Consider the following 18,343-nt stretch of genomic DNA (forward strand, 5'->3'; position numbering starts at 1 on the left):
CCGTCGGCGCGCTGACCAGCGCCCAGACCGGCGCCCTGTCGACCGCCGCCCTGGCCTCGCTGTCCACCGCCCAGGTCGCGAACCTCAGCACCGACCAGGCCGCCGCGCTGACCTCGGCGCAAGTGGGCGCCCTGTCGACCGCCTCGGTCGCCAACCTGACCACCGCCGACGTGATGGCGATCCGCACCAGCGGCATCGCGGCCCTGTCGACCGCCCAGTTCGCCTCGCTGTCGACCAGCGCCGTGGCCGCCCTGACCAGCCGCCAGATCGGCGCGCTGACCACGGCCAACATCGCCGCCGGCCTGACCACCGCCCAGATCGTGGCCCTGTCCTCGACCCAGATCGCGGGCCTGACCACGGCCCAGACGGCCGCGCTGTCGACCCAGACCGTGGCCGCGATGGAAACGGTGGACCTGGCGGCGCTGCGCACCAATGTGGTCGCGTCCCTGTCCACGGCCCAGATCGCCGCGCTGACCAGCAGCCAGGCCATCGGCCTGACCAGCGCGCAAGCCAAGGCCCTGACCAGCGCCCAGATTGCCGCGCTGACCACCAGCAGCCTGGCCGCCCTGGAAACGGTCGACCTCGCCGCCCTGCGCACCGCCGGCATCGCGGCCCTGTCGACCACCCAGCTGAGCGCGATCAGCACGGCGCAGATCCCGGCGCTGACCAGCAGCCAGATCGCCGCCCTGCCGGGTGCGACCCTGACCGCCGGCCTGGCCACCACCACGCAAGTGGGCGCCCTGACCACGGCCCAGGCCGCGGTGCTGTCGACCGCCCAGGTGTCGGTGCTGTCCACGGCCACCCTGGCGGCCCTGGAAACCGCCGACCTGGCCGCGCTCTCGACCGGTGCGGTGGCGGCCCTGTCCACTGGCCAGCTGCAGGCGGTGACGACGGCCCAGGTGGCCGCCCTCACCACCCGCCAGGCCGCCGCGCTGAGCAGCGTGCAGATCGGTTCGCTGACCACCGCCTCGGTGGCCGCGCTGGAAACCCAGGATCTGGGCGCCCTGCGCACCACCGGCATCCGCGCCTTGAGCACGGCCCAGATCGCGGCGATCCAGTCGACCCAGATTCCGGCGCTGACCACCAGCCAGATTGCTTCGCTGACCACGACCCAGATCAGCGCGATGAGCACCACCCAGACGGGGGCGATGACCACGCAGCAGATCGCGGCCATGCCGTCGGCCACCCCGCTGATCCTGGACCTGAACGGTGACGGCATCGCCACCCGCAGCCTGGCCCAGGGCGTGGACTTCGACCTGAAGGCCACCGGCACCAAGGTCCACACCGGCTGGGTTGGCGGCGGCGACGGCCTGCTGGTCCTGGACCGCAACGCCAACGGCAGCATCGACGACGGCAGCGAGCTGTTCGGCTCCGGCACCACCCTGGCGAACGGCCAGAAGGCGGCCGACGGTTACCAGGCCCTGACCGAGCTCGACAGCAACGGCGACGGTGCGATCGACGCCAGCGACAAGGCCTTCAGCCAGCTGCAGGTCTGGGTCGACGGCAACGCCGACGGCATCAGCCAGCAGGACGAGCTGAAATCGCTGGCCGACGTCGGCGTGACCAAGCTGAACCTGAACGCCACGGCGACTTCGGTCAACAGCAATGGCAACTGGGTGGGCCTGACCTCGACCTTCGAGACGGCCGACGGTGCGGTCAACACCATGGCCGACGTCTGGTTCCGCACCGGTGGCGACGCTGCCGACCTGCGCGGCAACGTCTCGGCCCTGTCGCAAGCGATCGGCGCCTTCGCGGCCGGTGGCGAGACGGCGGGCGGCGGCGCCAAGCTGGAGGTCCCGGAGACGATGAAGCCGGCCCAGCAGCTGTCGGTGGGCCGCATGGTCGACGCCCTGAAGGACTTCGAGCACGGCAAGCCGGTGGGCGGCGCCCCGCTGTCCGCCGCGACCGATGGCCTCAAGGCCCCGGGCCAGACCGGCACCGACGGCTACCTCGCCGTCAAGTAAGCGCCTCGCGCCCCCGAAAACCCCGCCCCGGCGGGGTTTTCTTTTTCCGGCACACACCCCTTCCCCGGTGACGTACCCCGCTCCCACACCGGGGACGTACCCCGCCTTATAGCCGTAGGAAACGGCTTATTCGATAACTTTCGGGTTTCGATGACATAATCAGAAGTCGAGTCAAATCAAGCAGTTAGGCGCTCCGACATAATCCCTTGCTTTTGCGGAATCCGGGGACGTACCCCGCTCTGGGAGAAGGGTACGTCCCCGGTTTTTTTGGGGTGATTTCTGGAGGGTAAGGTGCGGCTGATCGGGTGAACAGGCGCAGAAAGGCCAGCCATTTGCCTTGATCAGGGCTGGCTGTTGCACGGTAGAATCGTCACTCCTGGTAGACCTTTGTGGCCGACTTGACGATGTCCGACCCCTTTCCCCATACAGTCGTGCAGTGCCTGGCGGCGATCGCCCAGCACCATGGCTTGCAGATCAACCCCGAGCGCCTGATCGAGGACTATGCCCTCGGTGCGGAAGAGCCCGGCGGCCCGCTGCTGGCCCGCATCGCCTCCGATATCGGCCTGAAAGCCAAAACTGCGTCCATCGACTGGGCCACCCTGGTCGCCCAGCAGGGCGTGTACCCGCTCATCGCGCGCCTCGACAACGGCCGCGCCGTGATCGTGGTCGGCGCCAAGGTGGAAGATGAAGGCCCCGGCAAGGTCGCCGTGCTCGATCCGCTCGAGCAGGCCCTCGGCGTGATGTACCTGGACTTCGAACAGTTCTCCACCCGCTGGCAGGGCGACGTCGTCTTCATCAAGCGCCACCACAAGCTCACCGACGCCAACCAGCCCTTCGGCCTGCGCTGGTTCATTCCCGAGATCTTGAAGCAGAAGGCGGCCTTCCGCGACATCGCGCTGGCCGCCATCGCCATGCATTTCCTCGCGCTGGCCTCGCCCATGTTCTTCCAGCTGGTGATCGACAAGGTGCTGGTCCACCAAAGCACCTCGACCCTGATGGTGCTCGGCGTCGGCATCGTGATCGCGCTGGTGTTCGACGCGCTGTTTGGCTTCATGCGCCAGATCATCACACTGGCCGCCACCAACAAGATCGACATGCGGCTCACCCGCCGCACCTTCGGCCACCTGCTCTCGCTGCCGATCGACTATTTCGAAACCACCACCGCCGGCGTCATCACCCGCCACATGCAGCAGCTGGAAAAGATCCGCGGCTTCCTCACGGGCCGCCTGTTCTTCACGCTGCTCGACACCACCGCGCTGGTCATCTTCCTGCCGATCCTCTTCACCTACTCGGTCAAGCTGGCCATGATCACGCTGGCCTTCACCTTCCTGATCGGCTGCGTGGTGGCGATGATGGTCCCGGCCTTCCAGCGCCGCCTGAACAAGCTGTATGCCGCCGAAGGCCGCCGCCAGGCCATGCTCGTGGAGACGGTGCACGGCATGCGCACCGTGAAGGCGCTCGCCATCGAACCCTCGCAGCGCAAGCTGTGGGACCAGCGCTCCGCCGAGTCGATTGGCATGCACTTCAACGTCGGCCAGATCTCCATCACCGGCAACGTGATCGTGGACTTCCTCGGCAAGCTGCTGCCAGTCACCGTGATCGTGATCGGCGCCCAGGACGTGTTCAACCAGACCCTGTCCGTCGGCGCCCTGATCGCCTTCCAGATGCTGACCTCGCGCGTGACCCAGCCCCTGATCGCCATGGTCGGCCTGGTCAATGAATACCAGGAGACCGCGCTCTCCGTGCGCATGCTGGGCGAAGTGATGAACCGCGCGCCGGAAGGCCGCGCCGGCGCCGGTGGCCTGCGTCCGACCCTGCAGGGCACCATCAGTTTCGACGGCGTGACCTTCCGCTACCCGGGCGCTGCCCACCTGGCGCTGGACCGCGCCTCCTTCACCGTCAAGGCGGGCACGGTGGTCGGCATCGTGGGCCGCTCGGGCTCCGGCAAGACCACCGTGACCAAGCTGATTCAAGGCCTGTACGGCGTGCAGGAAGGCCTGGTGCGCTTCGATGGCATCGACGCCCGCGAGATCGAACTGGCCCACCTGCGCCGCCAGATCGGCGTGGTCCTGCAGGAGAACTTCCTGTTCCGCGGCACCATCCGCGAGAATCTGTCCGCCACCAAGCCCGATGCGACCTTCGAGGAGCTGGTGGAAGCCGCGCGCGCCGCCGGTGCCGATGAATTCATCGAGCGCATGCCGCAGGGGTACGACACCCTGCTGGAAGAGAATGCATCCAATCTCTCCGGTGGCCAGAAGCAGCGCCTGTCGATCGCGCGCACGCTGGTCGCCAAGCCGCGCATCCTGATCCTCGACGAAGCGGCGAGTGCGCTCGACCCGGAATCCGAAGCGATTTTCATCAGCAACCTGTCGAAGATCGCGGTCGGCCGCACCGTGGTGATGATCTCGCACCGCCTCTCGACCCTGGTCGACGCGGACGCCATCCTCGTCATGCAGCGCGGCTCCCTGATGGACAGCGGCACCCACGAAGAGCTGCTCACCCGTTGCGAAACCTATCAGCACCTATGGAACCAGCAAACAAGTCATCTGTGAAGCGCCGCGTGAACGCGCGCGTCGAGACGGAGTTCCTGCCGGACGCCGACGAGATCGAGCTGCGCCCGCTGCCGCGCTTCACGCGCATCACACTGCCGCTGCTGCTGGCCGCCCTGGTCGCGGCGCTGCTGTGGGCCACGTTCTCGGAAGTCGATGAGGTGGTGGTCGCGAGCGGCCGCCTGATTAATCCGCTGCCGAACATCGTGGTGCAGCCGCTCGAAACAGCGATCGTGCAGAGCATCGACGTGCGCATCGGCCAGGTCGTCCACAAGGGCGACCGCCTGGCCACGCTCGACCCGACCTTCGCCGCCGCCGACGAGCAGCAGCTGGCCGCGCGCCTGAAGTCTCTCGAGACCCAGACCACCGACCTGCAGGCCGAATTGCAGGGCGGGACCGCACCGTCCGGCGCCGCTGCGGCCACCGATTCGGACAGCCTGCTGCAATCGCGCCTGTCGGCCGAGCGGCGCGCCAACTACCGCTCGCAGCTCGCCAAGATCAACGAGAACATCGCACGCCTGCAGGCCTCCCTGCAGACCAACCGCCACGACCAGGACGTGCTGGCCACGCGCCTGAAGTCTCTGCGCGAGATGGAAACCATGCAGGAAAAGCTGGTGGCCCAGAACTACGGTGCCCGCATGCAGTTGCTGGAAGCGCGCGACCGCCGCCTGGAGGTTGAGCGTGACCTGATCATGACCAAGAACCGTGAGGAAGAGATCAAGCGCGAGCTGGCCTCCCAGCAGGCCGAGAAGGCCGCCTTTGCGACCAGCTGGCGCCAGAAGACGATGGAAGACATGCTGACCATCACCCGCCAGCGCGACGAGCTGCACGAGCAGCTGTCCAAGGCCGGCAAGCTGCATAAGCTGGTCAGCCTGACCGCGCCCGCCGATGGCGTGGTGCTGGACATCGCCAAGCTGTCGCCGGGCTCCGTGGCGCGTGGCACCGAGACCTTCTTCACCATCGTGCCGATCGGCGCCGCGCTGGAAGCCGAAGTGCAGATCGATTCGCTGGACGTGGGCTATGTGCGCATCAACCAGCCGGTCGAGCTGAAGCTGGACACCTTCCCGTTCCAGCGCCACGGCGGCCTGCCGGGCACCGTGCGCACCATCAGCGGCGACGCCTTCAAGCGCGATGCGTCCACCGGCGGCACGCTGGACGCCTACTACCTGGCTCGCATCGCCCTCAAGAGCACGCAGCTCAAGAACATGATGCCGCAATCGCGCCTCCTCCCGGGCATGACGCTCAAGGCGGAGATCGTGGTCGGCCACCGCACCGTGATGTCCTACATCACTTGGCCGCTGACCAAGGCACTCAACGAAGCCGTGCGCGAGCCGTGATGAAGCGCCGCATCAACCTGTGCCTGTACCGCCCCGGCACGCCACGCTTCCGCATCCTCGACTCCTACCTCGAGGTGATCGAGAGCCTGCGCTGGGGCTTCGAGGCGCTGGGCTATGACGTCGCCTTCCGCGTCAACAGCATCGACAACGGCGCGCTGAATATTTTGTTCGGCTGGATCCCGGCCTTCCAGATGGGCCTCGCGGACCAGCTTCCCAAGGACACGATCCTCTTCAACATGGAGCAGTTCGCGGCCGGGAACCTGCGCGGCCTGCAGCACGTGGAGCGCGCGCTGGCGGACTTCCAGCTGTGGGACTACAGCCGCGCCAACATCGCCAACTTTGCGCAGCTGGCGCCATCGAAGCCGGTCTACTGGGCCCGCACCTCGTACGCACCCACGCTGCAGCGCATCGCGGCGACTGAAGAAGACATCGACCTGCTGTACATCGGCAGCCTGTCCCCCAAACGCTCGGAGAAGGTGCAGGCCGCGACCGGCCCGGCCCAATGGTCGCTGATTACCCTGGCCAACGTCTGGGCCGAACAGCGCGATGCCTTCATCGGCCGCAGCCAGGTCCTGCTCAACGTCTCGCACGAGAACCCGGCCATGAACATCTTCGAGGAAGTGCGCGTCTCGTACTACCTTGCCAACCGCAAGGCCGTGGTGTGCGAAGAGGTCGCGGGCCAGCATGTGGAGGCGGACATGGCGTCCACCCTGCGCTTCGCCCCCGCCGCCCAGCTGGCGGATGCCTGCCACGCCCTGCTTGAAGACCCGGCCGCCCGCCGCGCCTACGCCGAGGAGGCCCACGCCATGTTCGTCCAGCGCGATGTACGGGACGTGATCCGGGGCTTTTTCGATTGATAACGCGGGCCCGAACTGGCTGTCGTTTGCCCCTCTTTTCACCGCTTGCCCTCGAATGGGCCGGGCGGATAATGTAAGCTACCGTGACCGTATGGCCCGAGCGCGCCATCCCTACTGAGACCAGACATTATGCTCAACGATAAAACCATCCTCATCACCGGCGGCACTGGCTCGTTCGGCAAGCAGTTCGTGAAGACCATCCTGGCGCGCTACCAGCCCAAGAAGGTCATCATCTACTCGCGCGACGAGCTGAAACAGTACGAGATGGCGCAGACCTTCAATGCTCCGCAGATGCGCTACTTCATCGGCGACGTGCGCGACCAGGCCCGCCTGACGCAGGCGATGGATGGTGTCGACTACGTGATCCACGCGGCGGCCCTCAAGCACGTGCCGGTGGCCGAGTACAACCCGATGGAGTGCATCAAGACCAACATCTACGGTGCCGAAAACGTGATCCACGCTGCGCTGGCTGCCGGCGTGACCCGTGTGATCGCCCTGTCGACCGACAAGGCCGCGAACCCGATCAACCTGTACGGCGCCACCAAGCTGGCCTCGGACAAGCTGTTCGTCGCTGCCAACAACATGGTCGGCAACCGCCCCACCACCTTCTCCGTGGTCCGCTACGGGAACGTGGTCGGCTCGCGCGGTTCGGTCATCCCCTTCTTCAAGAAGCTGCTGGACAACGGCGCCACCGAGCTGCCGATCACCGATGCGCGCATGACCCGCTTCTGGATCACGCTGCAGGAGGGCGTGGACTTCGTGATCAAGAATTTCGAGCGCATGCACGGCGGCGAAATCTTCGTGCCCAAGATCCCGACAGCGACCGTGATGGCGCTGGCCGAAGTGATGGCACCCGATCTGCCCAAGAAGATCATCGGCATCCGCCCCGGCGAGAAGCTGCACGAAGTCATGTGCCCGCAGGACGATTCGCACCTGACCCTGGAATTCCACGACCACTATGTGATCCAGCCGTCGATCGCCTTCACCTCGCGCTCCGACTACCGCCTGAACCGTCTCGGCGAATCCGGCACCCCGGTCGCCGACGGCTTTGAATACAGCTCGGGCACCAGCCCTGATGTGCTGGACGCGGACGGCCTGCGCAAGCTGGTCGAGATCGGGGTCAAAGAGTGATCCCCTACGGCCGCCAGTCGATTTCGGACGCGGACATCGCGGCCGTCGAGGAAGTCCTGCGCTCGGACTGGATCACCCAGGGCCCATCGATCGACCGCTTCGAGCAGGCGCTGGCCGCCTATGTCGGCGCGCAGCACGGCGTGGCCGTGGCCAATGCGACGGCCGCGCTGCACATCGCCTGCCTGGCGCTGGGCGTGGGCGAAGGTTCGCGCGTGTGGACTTCGCCGAACACCTTCCTCGCTTCGGCCAACTGCGCGCTGTACTGCGGCGCATCGGTCGACTTCGTGGACATCGACCCGGCCACCTACAACATGAGTACCGCCGCGCTGGCGGCCAAGCTGGAACAGGCCAAGGCTGCGGGCACGCTGCCGGACGTGGTCATCCCGGTGCATTTCGCGGGACAGTCCTGCGACATGGAAGCCATCGGCGCACTGGCGCGCGACTACGGCTTCCGCGTGATCGAAGATGCCTCGCATGCCGTGGGCGCGGATTACCGCGGCGGCAAAGTCGGCAACTGCCGGCACAGCGACCTCACGGTCTTCAGCTTCCACCCGGTGAAGATCCTGACCACGGGCGAAGGCGGCATGCTGATGACGAACTCGGCGGACCTGCACCGCAGCCTGCAGCGCCTGCGCTCGCATGGCATGGTGCGCGACCCGGCAATGCAGCAGGAGCAGGGCGCCTGGATCTACGAACAGCAGGAGCTGGGCTTCAACTACCGCATCACGGACATCCAGGCGGCGCTGGGCCTCTCGCAGCTCACGCGGCTGGATGCGTTCATCGCCCGCCGCCGGGAGCTGGCGGCGCGGTATGACCGGCTGCTGGCCGGGCTGCCGCTGGCGATTCCGTACCAGGCCGACTACGGTGTCTCGTCCTGGCACCTGTACCCCATCTGGATCGATGAAGAGAAGGCGGGGCGCTCGCGCCGTGGGGTGTTCGATGCGCTGCGCGCCAGCGGCATCGGCGTGAACGTGCACTACATTCCAGTGCCGAACCAGCCGTACTACCAGCGGCTTGGGTTCGTGCCGGGCCAGTTCCCGCAGGCGGAGCGCTACTACAACGGCGCCATTAGCCTGCCGATGTACTACAGCCTCACGGACGCGGAGCAGGACCAGGTCGTCGCGGCGGTGCGCCAGGCCTTGGGGCAGTGACATGAGTATCGCAGTCATTCCGGCACGCGGCGGCAGCAAGCGGATCCCGCGCAAGAACATCAAGGCCTTCGCGGGCAAGCCGATGATCGCCTATGCGATCGAAGCGGCCCGCGCGAGCGGCATGTTCGAGCACGTGATAGTCACGACGGACGACCAGGAAATCGCGGAAATCGCGCGCCAGTATGGCGCCGAGGTGCCGTTCATGCGGCCTGCGGAGCTGTCGGACGATCACGCGGGCACGATGCCGGTGATCGCGCATGCCATCGAGGCGTGCCGCGCGCTGGGCTGGAACGTGGACAACGTCTGCTGCATCTATCCGGGCGTGCCGATGATCGAAGTGGATGATCTGCGCGGCGCGGGCAAGATGCTGACTGACAGCGATGCGCCATACGTATTCACGGTCGCCGGGTTCCCCGCCGCGATCCAGCGTGCTTTGCGCCGCGATGCGCAGGGCCGCATGTCGCCCTTCCATCCTGAGCACGTGAAGACGCGCACGCAGGATCTGGAGCCGGGCTATTACGACGCAGGTCAGTTCTACTTTGGCCGCGCCGAAGCCTGGCTGCGGGGCGAGTCGCCGCATCTGGCGGGTCTGGGCCTCGTGATTCCCGAGTGGCGTGCGGTCGATATCGACACGCCGGACGACTGGCGCCGCGCCGAACTGCTGTATCAGGCGCTGCACGGCGCCAAGTAGGCCATGCCGCATCACGTCGTCTTCCGCGCCGACGCCTCGCTGACCATCGGCAGCGGGCACGTGATGCGTTGCCTGAGCCTCGCAGACGCGCTGGCCCGGCAAGGCGCGCAGACCGCCTTCGTGATGCGCGACTGCCCCGGCAACCTGTTCGATTTGGTCCGCACCCGCGGCCAAACCGTGCTACCGCTTCCCGCCGACGTTGACGCACCTGCCGACGCCGCGCTGACCGCCGAGCGCCTCGCCGCCTGGATCGCTGCGCCCATCGACTGGCTCGTCGTCGACCACTACGCCCTGGACGCCCGTTGGGAGCGCGCCGTCCGCGCCGCAACGCGCACTGATACCGCAGCCCTGCACCCGGACGCGCCCTTTGCGCTGCCCGCCGCCGCGCGGTGCGAGCCGATGGTGGCGCCTTCGTCCGCTGTGGATGCGCGCGCGCCGAACGTCCGCCGCATGCTCGCGATCGACGATCTCGCGGACCGCCCGCACGAGTGCGACGCGCTGCTCGACCAGAACCTGACCACCGGCGGCGCCGCGCGCTACGACGGCCTGCTGCCCGCACACTGCGAGCGGCTCGTCGGCCCGCGCTTTGCAATGCTGCAGCCGCCCTACGCGCCCCTGCATCAATCCTGCAGGCCCCGCCAGGGTCCGATTCGCCGCCTGCTGATCTTCTTCGGCGGCGCCGACCGCCACGGCCTGACCCTGCGCGCCCTGCAAGCCGCGCTCTCGCTGAACCGCGATGACCTGACCATCGACGTCGTCATCGGCATGTCCAGCCCCGACAACGACCAGGTCCGCGCCCTGGCCGCGCCGCACAAAAGCGTCCAAGTCTACTGCGGCCTGCCCAGCCTCGCCCCCTTCATGGCCGAAGCGGACCTCGCCATCGGCGCCGGCGGCGCCACGAGCTGGGAGCGCCTGTGCCTCGGTCTCCCGTCCATCGTGGTGACGGTGGCAGAAAACCAGCATGAAGTCACCCAACTGCTGGCCGAAAGAAAAATGGTCGACTGGATCGGCAACCCGCAAGACGCCACCACGGCCGCACTCACCGCCGCGCTGCAAGCCAAACTCGCCACCGGCAACCCGCCCAACTGGTTCCCCGACTACGACCAGCTGATTGACGGCCGCGGCGTTGAACGCGTGTGCGCAGTCTTGATGGACAAGGAATCCCGCCCATGAAAGCCGGTCTGACCAGCGTGGAATTCGCCCCGCTCACCGAGCAAGGCCCGGACGTCATCGAACGTATCCGCACCCTGCGCAACGAGCCCGAAGTCCGCAAGTACATGTACAGCGACCACGTCATCTCGCCCGAAGAACACGCGAACTGGATCGGCAGTCTGCCCACTAACAAGCGCATGCGCGTGTGGGCGGTGATGTACCACGGCGCAGTCGAAGGCCTGGTCTCCCTCTCCGCCATCGACCAGAAGCAGAAGTCAGCCGAATGGGCCTTCTACCTCAGCCCCGAGATGCAGGGCAAGGGCGTCGGCGGCGTGGTCGAGTTCAAGCTGCTGGACCTCGCGTTCGGCGAGCTGGGACTGGAAAAGCTGAATTGCGAAGTCCTCGCCACCAACCCCAAGGTGATCGAGATGCACCAGAAGTTCGGATTCGCGCTGGAAGGCGTACGCCGCGCGAATGTCATCAAGGACGGGCAGCGCATCGACGTCGCGCTGCTCGGCATCCTGCCGCACGAGTGGCAGGACAAGCGGCCGCGCTTTGCGCGCCTGTACGCTGCAGAATAGGAATGAACCAGACCATGACCATGACCATGCACATCGCGGACCGCGCCATCGGCCCCGGCCACCGGCCCTACATCATTGCCGAAATGTCCGGCAACCATAACCAGTCGCTGGACCGCGCACTGGCCATCGTGGAAGCAGCCGCGAAGTCCGGCGCCCACGCGCTCAAGCTGCAGACCTACACCGCGGACACGATGACGCTCGCCCTGACCGGGGGCGACTTCCTGATCAGCGACGAAAAGAGCCTGTGGAAGGGCCAGAACCTGCACGCGCTCTACCAGCAGGCGTACACGCCGTGGGAATGGCACGCGCCGATCATGCAGCGCGCGAATGAACTGGGTATGGCCTGCTTCTCGACGCCTTTCGACGAGACCGCTGTCGACTTCCTGGAATCGCTCAACGTCCCGGCCTACAAGATCGCCTCGTTCGAGAACGTGCACCTGCCGCTGATCCGCAAGGTCGCCGCCACCGGCAAGCCGATGATCATGTCGACCGGGATGGCGACCATCGCGGAACTGGACGAAGCCGTGCGCGCCGCGCGCGGTGCGGGCTGCAAGGACCTGGTCCTGCTGAAGTGCACCAGCACCTACCCGGCCACGCCCGCGAACACCAATGTCTTGACCATCCCGCACATGCGCGAGCTGTTCAAGGTGCAGGTCGGCCTGTCGGACCACACCATGGGCCTCGGCGCGTCGGTCGCCGCAGTGGCGCATGGCGCGACCGTCATCGAAAAACACTTCACGCTGCGCCGTGCGGATGGCGGCGTGGACTCGACCTTCTCCATGGAGCCGGAAGAACTGGCCCTGCTGGTCACGGAATCCGAGCGCGCCTGGCAGTCGCTGGGCCAGGTGACGTATGGTCCGACCGAAGCCGAACAGAACTCGCTCAAGCACCGCCGCTCGGTGTACGTGGCCGAAGATATCCCGGCCGGCACCGTGCTCAATGCGCAGAACCTGCGCTGCGTGCGCCCGGGCCTGGGCCTGGCGCCCAAGTACTACGACCTGCTGCTCGGCCGCCGCGTGAACCGCGACCTCAAGAAGGGCACGCCGATGAGCTGGGATCTGCTCGGTGGCTGATCCCGTGATGCAGACTCCGTACCGCGTGCTGGTGGTCGGCCTGGGCCAGATTGGCCTCGGCTACGACCTCGCGCTCGGCCCGGAGTTTGCGTACTCGCACGCGCGCGCCTTCGCGCAGCACCCGGCGTTTGAACTGGCTGGTGGCGTGGACCGCGATGCGACCCAGCGCGTGCTGCTGACGCGCCACTACGGCTGTCCGGCCTTTGCCAGCATCGAGGAAGCCGCGGCAGCGCTCAAGTCCGTGGACATCGTCGTCATCGCCACGCCGACTGCGCTGCATGCTGAGGCTCTGCGCAGCGCGCTGGCGCGTCTGTCGCCGCGCGCTGTGCTGTGCGAAAAACCGCTGTCGCAGGACCTGGGCGAAGCCCGCGCCATGGTTGCGTTGTGCGAAGAGCAGAATGTGGCGCTGTTGGTCAATTACATGCGCCGTGCGGATGCCGCTGTGATCGAAGTGAAGCAGCGCCTGGACAGCGGCGCCATCGCTGGTCCGGTGAAGGGCGTGTGCTGGTATTCGAAAGGCTTCCGCCACAACGGCTCGCACTTCTTCAACCTGCTGCAGTACTGGCTCGGTCCCGTCGAGAGCAGCACCGTGGTGGACCCCGGCCGCATGTGGGACGACCACGATCCAGAGCCCGACGTGCACGTGCGCTTTGCGCGCGGTACCATCCTGTTCCTGGCCGCCCGCGAAGAGGCGTTTTCGCATTACACGATTGAACTCGTCGCCGGCAACGGGCGGTTGCGGTATGAGCAGGGTGGACAGCGCGTCGAATGGCAGCGCGCCGCCCCCGCGAACGTGAAGGGCTACACCAAGCTGGAAGCAGGCCCGCAGCCGATCGAGAACGGCATGCAGCGCTACCAGTACCATGTGGCCGAGCAGCTGGCCGCTGCGCTGGAAGGCCGCGCGCATCACCTGAGCGACGGTCGCGATGCGCTGGCGACGCTGGCCGCCATGGAAAAGATCATTGAAAAGATTGCTGAACAAAGAGGGAATGCATGAAGAACCTGGCCATTGCCGGCGGCTCGCCGGTCCGCACTGCGGCGTTCACCGGACGCCGCACCATGGGCGAAGAGGAAAAGCGCGCAGTATGCGAGGTGATGGACAGCGATAACCTGTCCGCCTTCTTCGGCAGCCCGGGCGACCAGTGGCTGGGCGGCCCGCGCGTGAAGGAATTCGAACGCAAATGGGCGGAGCGCTATGGCTTCAAGCATGCCATCTCGGTCAACTCGTGGACCACCGGTTTGATGACGGCCGTCGGCGCCGTCGGCATCGGCCCGGGCGACGAAGTGATCGTGTCCCCGTACACGATGTCCGCCAGCGCGACCGCGATCCTCTTCTATGGTGGCATCCCGGTGTTTGCGGATGTGGATCCGAACACCTTCAACATCAGCGCCGAGACCATCGCCGCGCGCATCACGCCGCGCACTCGCGCCATCATGGTGGTCCACATCTTCGGCCAGGCTGCGGATATGGATCCGATCCTGGAGATCGCGCGCAAGCACAATCTCAAGGTGATCGAGGACGCCGCGCAGGCCCCCGGTGTGCACTACAAGGGTCGTCCGGTCGGCGCCATTGGCGATGTCGGTGGTTTCAGCCTGAATTACCACAAGCATATCCATACCGGCGAAGGCGGCGTTCTGGTCACGAACGATGACAAGACTGCGCTGCGCTGCCAGCTGATTCGCAACCACGCGGAGAACCTGGCCGAGACCTACGGCATGGACGACCTGACCAACATGATCGGGTCTAACTACCGCCTCACCGAGCTGCAGGCAGCGATCGGCAGCGTGCAGCTGGATCGCCTGGGCGGTTACCTGGAGCACCGCAACCGTCTGGCGCAGCACCTGTCGGCCAAGCTGGCGAAGATTCCGGGCCTGACCCCGCCGCACATCACCGAAGGTTCCGAGCACGCCTACTACGTCTACCCGATCAAGTACGACGCCAGCGTGACCGGCATTCCGCGCGCGCTGTTCGTGAAGGCCGTGAACGCGGAGTTGCCCACGCCGCAGTCGGCGGAGCAGGTCGGCCTGGCGCCGGCCTATGTACGCCCGCTGTACCTCGCGCAGCTGTACCAGAAGAAGATCGCGATCGGCAGCAAGGGCTTCCCGTGGACCGTGAATGCGGACGTGGACTACAACTACGCCAAGGGCCTGTGCCCGACCGCGGAGCGCATGCACGAGCACGAGATGCTGATGACGACCCTGGTGCGCGAGCCGCTGACGGAAGCGGACCTCGACGACTTCGTGGCCGCCATCGAGAAAGTCCTGCGCCATAAGGACGAGCTGCAAGGCCTGGCCTGATCCCGCGATGGCGCAAGCGATGGAGCTGATCGAGCTGCACGACGACGCAGCCTGGGATGCGCTGGTGGAGGCCTCGCCGCAAGGTACGGTGTTCTCGCGCTCCGCCTATCTGGCTTCGCTCGCGCGGCCGGTGCGGCGCTACGCCATCGCCACCGGCAAGCAGATTCATGCCGTGCTGGCGGCGCCTGAGAATGCGGACGGTACGGCCATCGTCAACGTGGAGTACACGCCGTATCTCGGCCTGCTGTTCCAGACCGACCCGAAGGCCCTGCCGCGCCAGCGCGCGCTGGAGGAATTCCGTGTCGCGGAATTCGCGGTGCAGGCGCTGTGCGAGCGCTATGCGTCGGTGGCGATGTCTCTGTCGTGGCACGTGACGGATATCCGGCCCTTCCTCTGGCATAACTACCATGAGCCGCAGCTCGGGATGTTCAAGACGATTCCACGCTACACGGGCATCCTGGACCTGACCAGCGGTGAAGATTTCCCCGCGCAGGCGCGCGCGTGCCGGCGGCAGGAGCTGCGCAAGGCGAGTGCGTTCGATGTCCGTGAGGAGCGGGACATCGAGCAGTTCATGTACCTGTACGCGCAGACCTTTGCGCGGCAGGACATCGCCCTGCCGGAGGCCACGCTGGCACTGGTCCGCCGCATCACGGAGGCCGCCCTGGCCGATGGTTATGGGCGCTTGGCCAGCGTGAGCACACCCCAAGGCACGGCCGCGATGACGCTGTTCCTCTTCGATTCGCGCCGCGCTTACTACCTGTTCGCGGCCAATGACCCGGCACAGCGCAACTCCGGCGCGGCCACGCGGCTGATGTTCGAGAATATCGAGTACGCGCGCGCGCGTGGCTGCACGGAGTTCGACTTCGTGGGCGCCAACTCGCCGAACCGCGGCGACTTCAAGCTCAGTTTCAATCCAGAGCTCAAGCTGTATTTCGACGTGCGCTATGCGCGCGGCGTGCCGGCATGAGTGGCGTGGATGGCGTGACCGCCATCGTCGCGCATGACGCAGGCGGCGCGGAGGTGTTGTCCAGCTACGTGCGTGCCACGGGCGTGCGATGCGCCTTTGCGCTGGCGGGTCCGGCGCTGAAGGTTTTCGAGCGCAAGCTGGGTGCCATCACGAACCTCAACGTGGCCGATGCGCTGGCCGCCAGCGAACGTCTGCTGTGTGGCACGAGCTGGCAGTCCGATATCGAGCGCGAGGCAATCCTGCTGGCGCGGGCCGCTGGCAAGCCGTCGGCAGCATGGCTTGACCACTGGGTCAACTATCGCGCGCGCTTTGAACGCGATGGCACGACGGTGCTGCCGGACGAGATCTGGGTCGGCGACGACTGCGCGCGCGAGATCGCGGCGCGCGAGCTGCCGGAAGTGCGCATCGTCCAGCGCGAGAATCCGTATTTCGCTGACATCCGCGCCGAGATCGCGGCGGCTCCGGCCATCGCACCGCGCCTGCCGCAAGGCCAGCTCGCGGTTTTGTACGTGTGCGAACCAATTCGCGAACATGCGCTGCTGCGCTACGGCGATGAGCGCCACTTCGGCTACACGGAGGAGGAGGCGCTGCGCTTCTTCCTGCAGCATGTGGAGGCGCTGAGCGCACCCGTCGGCCGCATCCTGGTCCGACCGCACCCTTCCGAGAAGGCGGGCAAGTATGATGCGGTGCTCAAAGAATTCGCGCTGCCCGCGACAACCAGCCGCGGCGACCCGCTCAGCGCGGAAGTCGCGGCCAGCGATGTGGTGGTGGGCTGCGCCAGCATGGCGATGGTGGTGGGGCTGATCGGCGGGAAGCGCGTGGTCAGCTGCATCCCGCCCGGCGGCCCGGCCTGCGCGCTGCCGCAGCCCGAAATCACGCTCCTGCGTGACGTCGTTTAGATGATGTAGCTGCGCAGCGGCTTGGCTTGCGTGAACAAGCTGACGTAGTTCGCAAACTGGCGCACGCGGAAGGCGTGGAACGCCGTCGGGTCGCTCACGAAATCATCCAGCATTGCCAGCACACCCGCCACGCTATCGCGCGGGACGATGGCCGCATCCGCGGTCGCCGCTTCTGCCTTGGTCAGCGGCGCCGGAACAGGATTCAGGATGGGCACCTGCGTGCGCAGGAATTCGATGTCCGCATTGGTCGGCGCATCGTACATCAGGCACAAATCCACCGACTGCGCGAACATCGACAGCGAGCCGCCGATCGACGCACGCAGGCTGTCCTTGTCGATGCCGATGGCGCCGTGGAGCAGCTCGATCAGCGACTGACCCTGGCGGCAGCGGATCGACAGCTCAATGCCATTCTCCTTGCACCAGCGGTCCATCTCGACGATGCCACTGAGGTAGGTCTCCCACGGCGTGCATTGGATGCCGTTGAGCGACAGCCCATTGAGCAGTAGGCCAACGCGCTTGAGCGGGCCCGGTGCCGCCGTCTCGGCGCCCCAGTTCTCCGGGTAGCACAGTGTCCCTTGCTTGACCTGCCGCCGCGCGCCGTCATACAGCGCCCCACCCTGCATCGGGTGGGTGAGCATGGTGATGCCCCGGTAGGTGAATTCCGTATCGTCGCTGGTCTTTGCGTGCGGCAGCATCAGCACCGGGATGCCGCGCTTTTCTGCAAACGCGATCAGTGGACCGTGGAAGCCCGAGTCATGGTCCGACAGCAGGAACTGGCGCGGATACTGCTTCTCGAAGCGCTGCTCCAGCAGATACAGGTTGACGAGCTGCGACTGGTACAGGCTTGCGAGGTGGCGCGCCTGGCGCAGGCGGTAGGCCCGCGTGGCCAGGTAGGGCTCCAGCATCTGGTAGATCGCGCCTTCCAGCTGGCGGCCGATGGTCTCGATGTCCGGCTGGCCGCCGCACAGGAGCTGCTGGTCACCGCGGCGCATCATGCGCAGCGAGTGATCGGTCTCCAGCGGCACGCTCCAGTATTTCGGTTCCACGTTAAGCGTGCGGCGCCCGCTGGCCTTGAGCTCCTGCGAGAACCAGGGCGCGTCGTAGAAGCAGGTGGGCAGGTGGGTCAGCACGTCGTAGCCCTCGACGTCCACGCCTTCGCCGCACAGGTGCATGACCACGTCCGATTCGTCCGCCCGCGCGCCATAGGTCAGGGCCTTGAATGGCATCTGCGCGGTGCGCAGGTACTGCAGGAGCAGCAGGGCAGGGACGAAAGACGGCCAGTAGAAATTGGCCGGGTTGTCGCACACGAAAACGTGCACGGTCATTCCCGCAAAGCGCGGCAGCACCGCGCGCCACAGGCCTGTGTACCAGTCGAAGGCGGTGAAGAAGTAGAAGTAGTTGAGGTGCTGCCAGCCTTCCAGCGAGACCCCGGGCGGCAGCAGGCTGCCCACGCGCTGCTGCAGCTCGCGTTCGAACTCAAAGGCGCGTTTGTGCCCTTCCTTGACCAACGCCGGGTAGTCCGCGCATTCGTCCCACACCAGCAGCTCCGCGTTGCGCAGCGTGGAGGCCGCGATGGCGTCCACTAGCGTGGGGTCGAAGAAGTAGACGCGGTAGCTGTCCAGCGTGCGGGCGTGTTCCTCGGCGACGGCGATGTCGTGCGAGGTGGCGATGACAAGAACGTCGGTCATGGGCT

Annotated in this window: 15 protein-coding genes; 14 read left to right on the forward strand and 1 reads right to left on the reverse strand. The window is 66.5% G+C overall.

Going from position 1 to position 18,343, the window contains the following annotated elements:
* The 14 genes from E4L96_RS24585 to E4L96_RS13475 form a co-directional block, all read left to right on the forward strand.
* Window positions 1-1,964: SPM autocatalytic domain-containing protein (locus E4L96_RS24585; protein ID WP_502654453.1), on the forward strand; the 1,964-nt coding region annotated here is incomplete at its 5' end.
* A 404-nt stretch (window positions 1,965-2,368) separates the two neighbouring features.
* Window positions 2,369-4,516 (forward strand): peptidase domain-containing ABC transporter, encoded by a 2,148-nt coding sequence (locus E4L96_RS13415; protein WP_135207734.1) that lies wholly within the window; start codon window positions 2,369-2,371, stop codon window positions 4,514-4,516.
* A gap of 8 nt (window positions 4,517-4,524) precedes the next feature.
* On the forward strand, window positions 4,525-5,850 hold the full coding sequence (locus tag E4L96_RS13420; RefSeq protein WP_229414458.1) for an HlyD family type I secretion periplasmic adaptor subunit: 1,326 nt from the start codon (window positions 4,525-4,527) through the stop codon (window positions 5,848-5,850).
* The gene (locus E4L96_RS13425; protein ID WP_135207736.1) at window positions 5,850-6,707 is read left to right on the forward strand and encodes a hypothetical protein; all 858 of its coding nucleotides are present in this window, start codon (window positions 5,850-5,852) and stop codon (window positions 6,705-6,707) included. Before E4L96_RS13420 ends, E4L96_RS13425 begins: the two co-directional genes overlap by 1 nt.
* Window positions 6,708-6,836: 129 nt before the next feature.
* On the forward strand, window positions 6,837-7,838 hold the full coding sequence (gene pseB / locus E4L96_RS13430; protein ID WP_135207737.1) for a UDP-N-acetylglucosamine 4,6-dehydratase (inverting): 1,002 nt from the start codon (window positions 6,837-6,839) through the stop codon (window positions 7,836-7,838).
* Window positions 7,835-8,989 (forward strand): UDP-4-amino-4,6-dideoxy-N-acetyl-beta-L-altrosamine transaminase, encoded by a 1,155-nt coding sequence (gene pseC / locus E4L96_RS13435; RefSeq protein ID WP_135207738.1) that lies wholly within the window; start codon window positions 7,835-7,837, stop codon window positions 8,987-8,989. Before pseB ends, pseC begins: the two co-directional genes overlap by 4 nt.
* 1 nt (window position 8,990) lies before the next feature.
* Window positions 8,991-9,680, forward strand: coding sequence for a pseudaminic acid cytidylyltransferase (pseF, locus tag E4L96_RS13440; RefSeq protein WP_135207739.1), 690 nt, complete (start codon window positions 8,991-8,993; stop codon window positions 9,678-9,680).
* 3 nt (window positions 9,681-9,683) lie between these two features.
* Complete coding sequence (pseG, locus tag E4L96_RS13445) at window positions 9,684-10,853, forward strand: UDP-2,4-diacetamido-2,4,6-trideoxy-beta-L-altropyranose hydrolase (protein ID WP_135207740.1); 1,170 nt, start codon at window positions 9,684-9,686, stop codon at window positions 10,851-10,853.
* Complete coding sequence (gene pseH / locus E4L96_RS13450; protein ID WP_135207741.1) at window positions 10,850-11,413, forward strand: UDP-4-amino-4,6-dideoxy-N-acetyl-beta-L-altrosamine N-acetyltransferase; 564 nt, start codon at window positions 10,850-10,852, stop codon at window positions 11,411-11,413. The genes pseG and pseH overlap by 4 nt, the downstream gene beginning before the upstream one ends.
* Window positions 11,414-11,415: 2 nt before the next feature.
* Window positions 11,416-12,486: a pseudaminic acid synthase gene (gene pseI / locus E4L96_RS13455; protein WP_229414459.1), complete on the forward strand. Its 1,071-nt coding sequence runs from the start codon at window positions 11,416-11,418 to the stop codon at window positions 12,484-12,486.
* A 7-nt stretch (window positions 12,487-12,493) separates the two neighbouring features.
* Window positions 12,494-13,483, forward strand: a complete 990-nt coding sequence (locus E4L96_RS13460; RefSeq protein ID WP_135207742.1) for a Gfo/Idh/MocA family protein — start codon at window positions 12,494-12,496, stop codon at window positions 13,481-13,483.
* The gene (locus E4L96_RS13465) at window positions 13,480-14,784 is read left to right on the forward strand and encodes a DegT/DnrJ/EryC1/StrS family aminotransferase (protein WP_135207743.1); all 1,305 of its coding nucleotides are present in this window, start codon (window positions 13,480-13,482) and stop codon (window positions 14,782-14,784) included. Before E4L96_RS13460 ends, E4L96_RS13465 begins: the two co-directional genes overlap by 4 nt.
* A gap of 7 nt (window positions 14,785-14,791) precedes the next feature.
* The gene (locus E4L96_RS13470) at window positions 14,792-15,751 is read left to right on the forward strand and encodes a GNAT family N-acetyltransferase (protein ID WP_135207744.1); all 960 of its coding nucleotides are present in this window, start codon (window positions 14,792-14,794) and stop codon (window positions 15,749-15,751) included.
* The gene (locus E4L96_RS13475) at window positions 15,748-16,650 is read left to right on the forward strand and encodes a hypothetical protein (protein WP_135207745.1); all 903 of its coding nucleotides are present in this window, start codon (window positions 15,748-15,750) and stop codon (window positions 16,648-16,650) included. The genes E4L96_RS13470 and E4L96_RS13475 overlap by 4 nt, the downstream gene beginning before the upstream one ends.
* On the opposite strand, the gene E4L96_RS13480 is transcribed toward E4L96_RS13475, so the two are convergent.
* Window positions 16,647-18,338, reverse strand: coding sequence for a hypothetical protein (locus tag E4L96_RS13480; protein WP_135207746.1), 1,692 nt, complete (start codon window positions 18,336-18,338; stop codon window positions 16,647-16,649). The two genes, E4L96_RS13475 and E4L96_RS13480, sit on opposite strands and share 4 nt — an antisense overlap.
* Window positions 18,339-18,343: the final 5 nt, after the last annotated feature.

This window comes from Zemynaea arenosa (assembly GCF_004614185.1).
Taxonomy (GTDB): Bacteria; Pseudomonadota; Gammaproteobacteria; order Burkholderiales; family Burkholderiaceae_D; genus Telluria; species Telluria arenosa.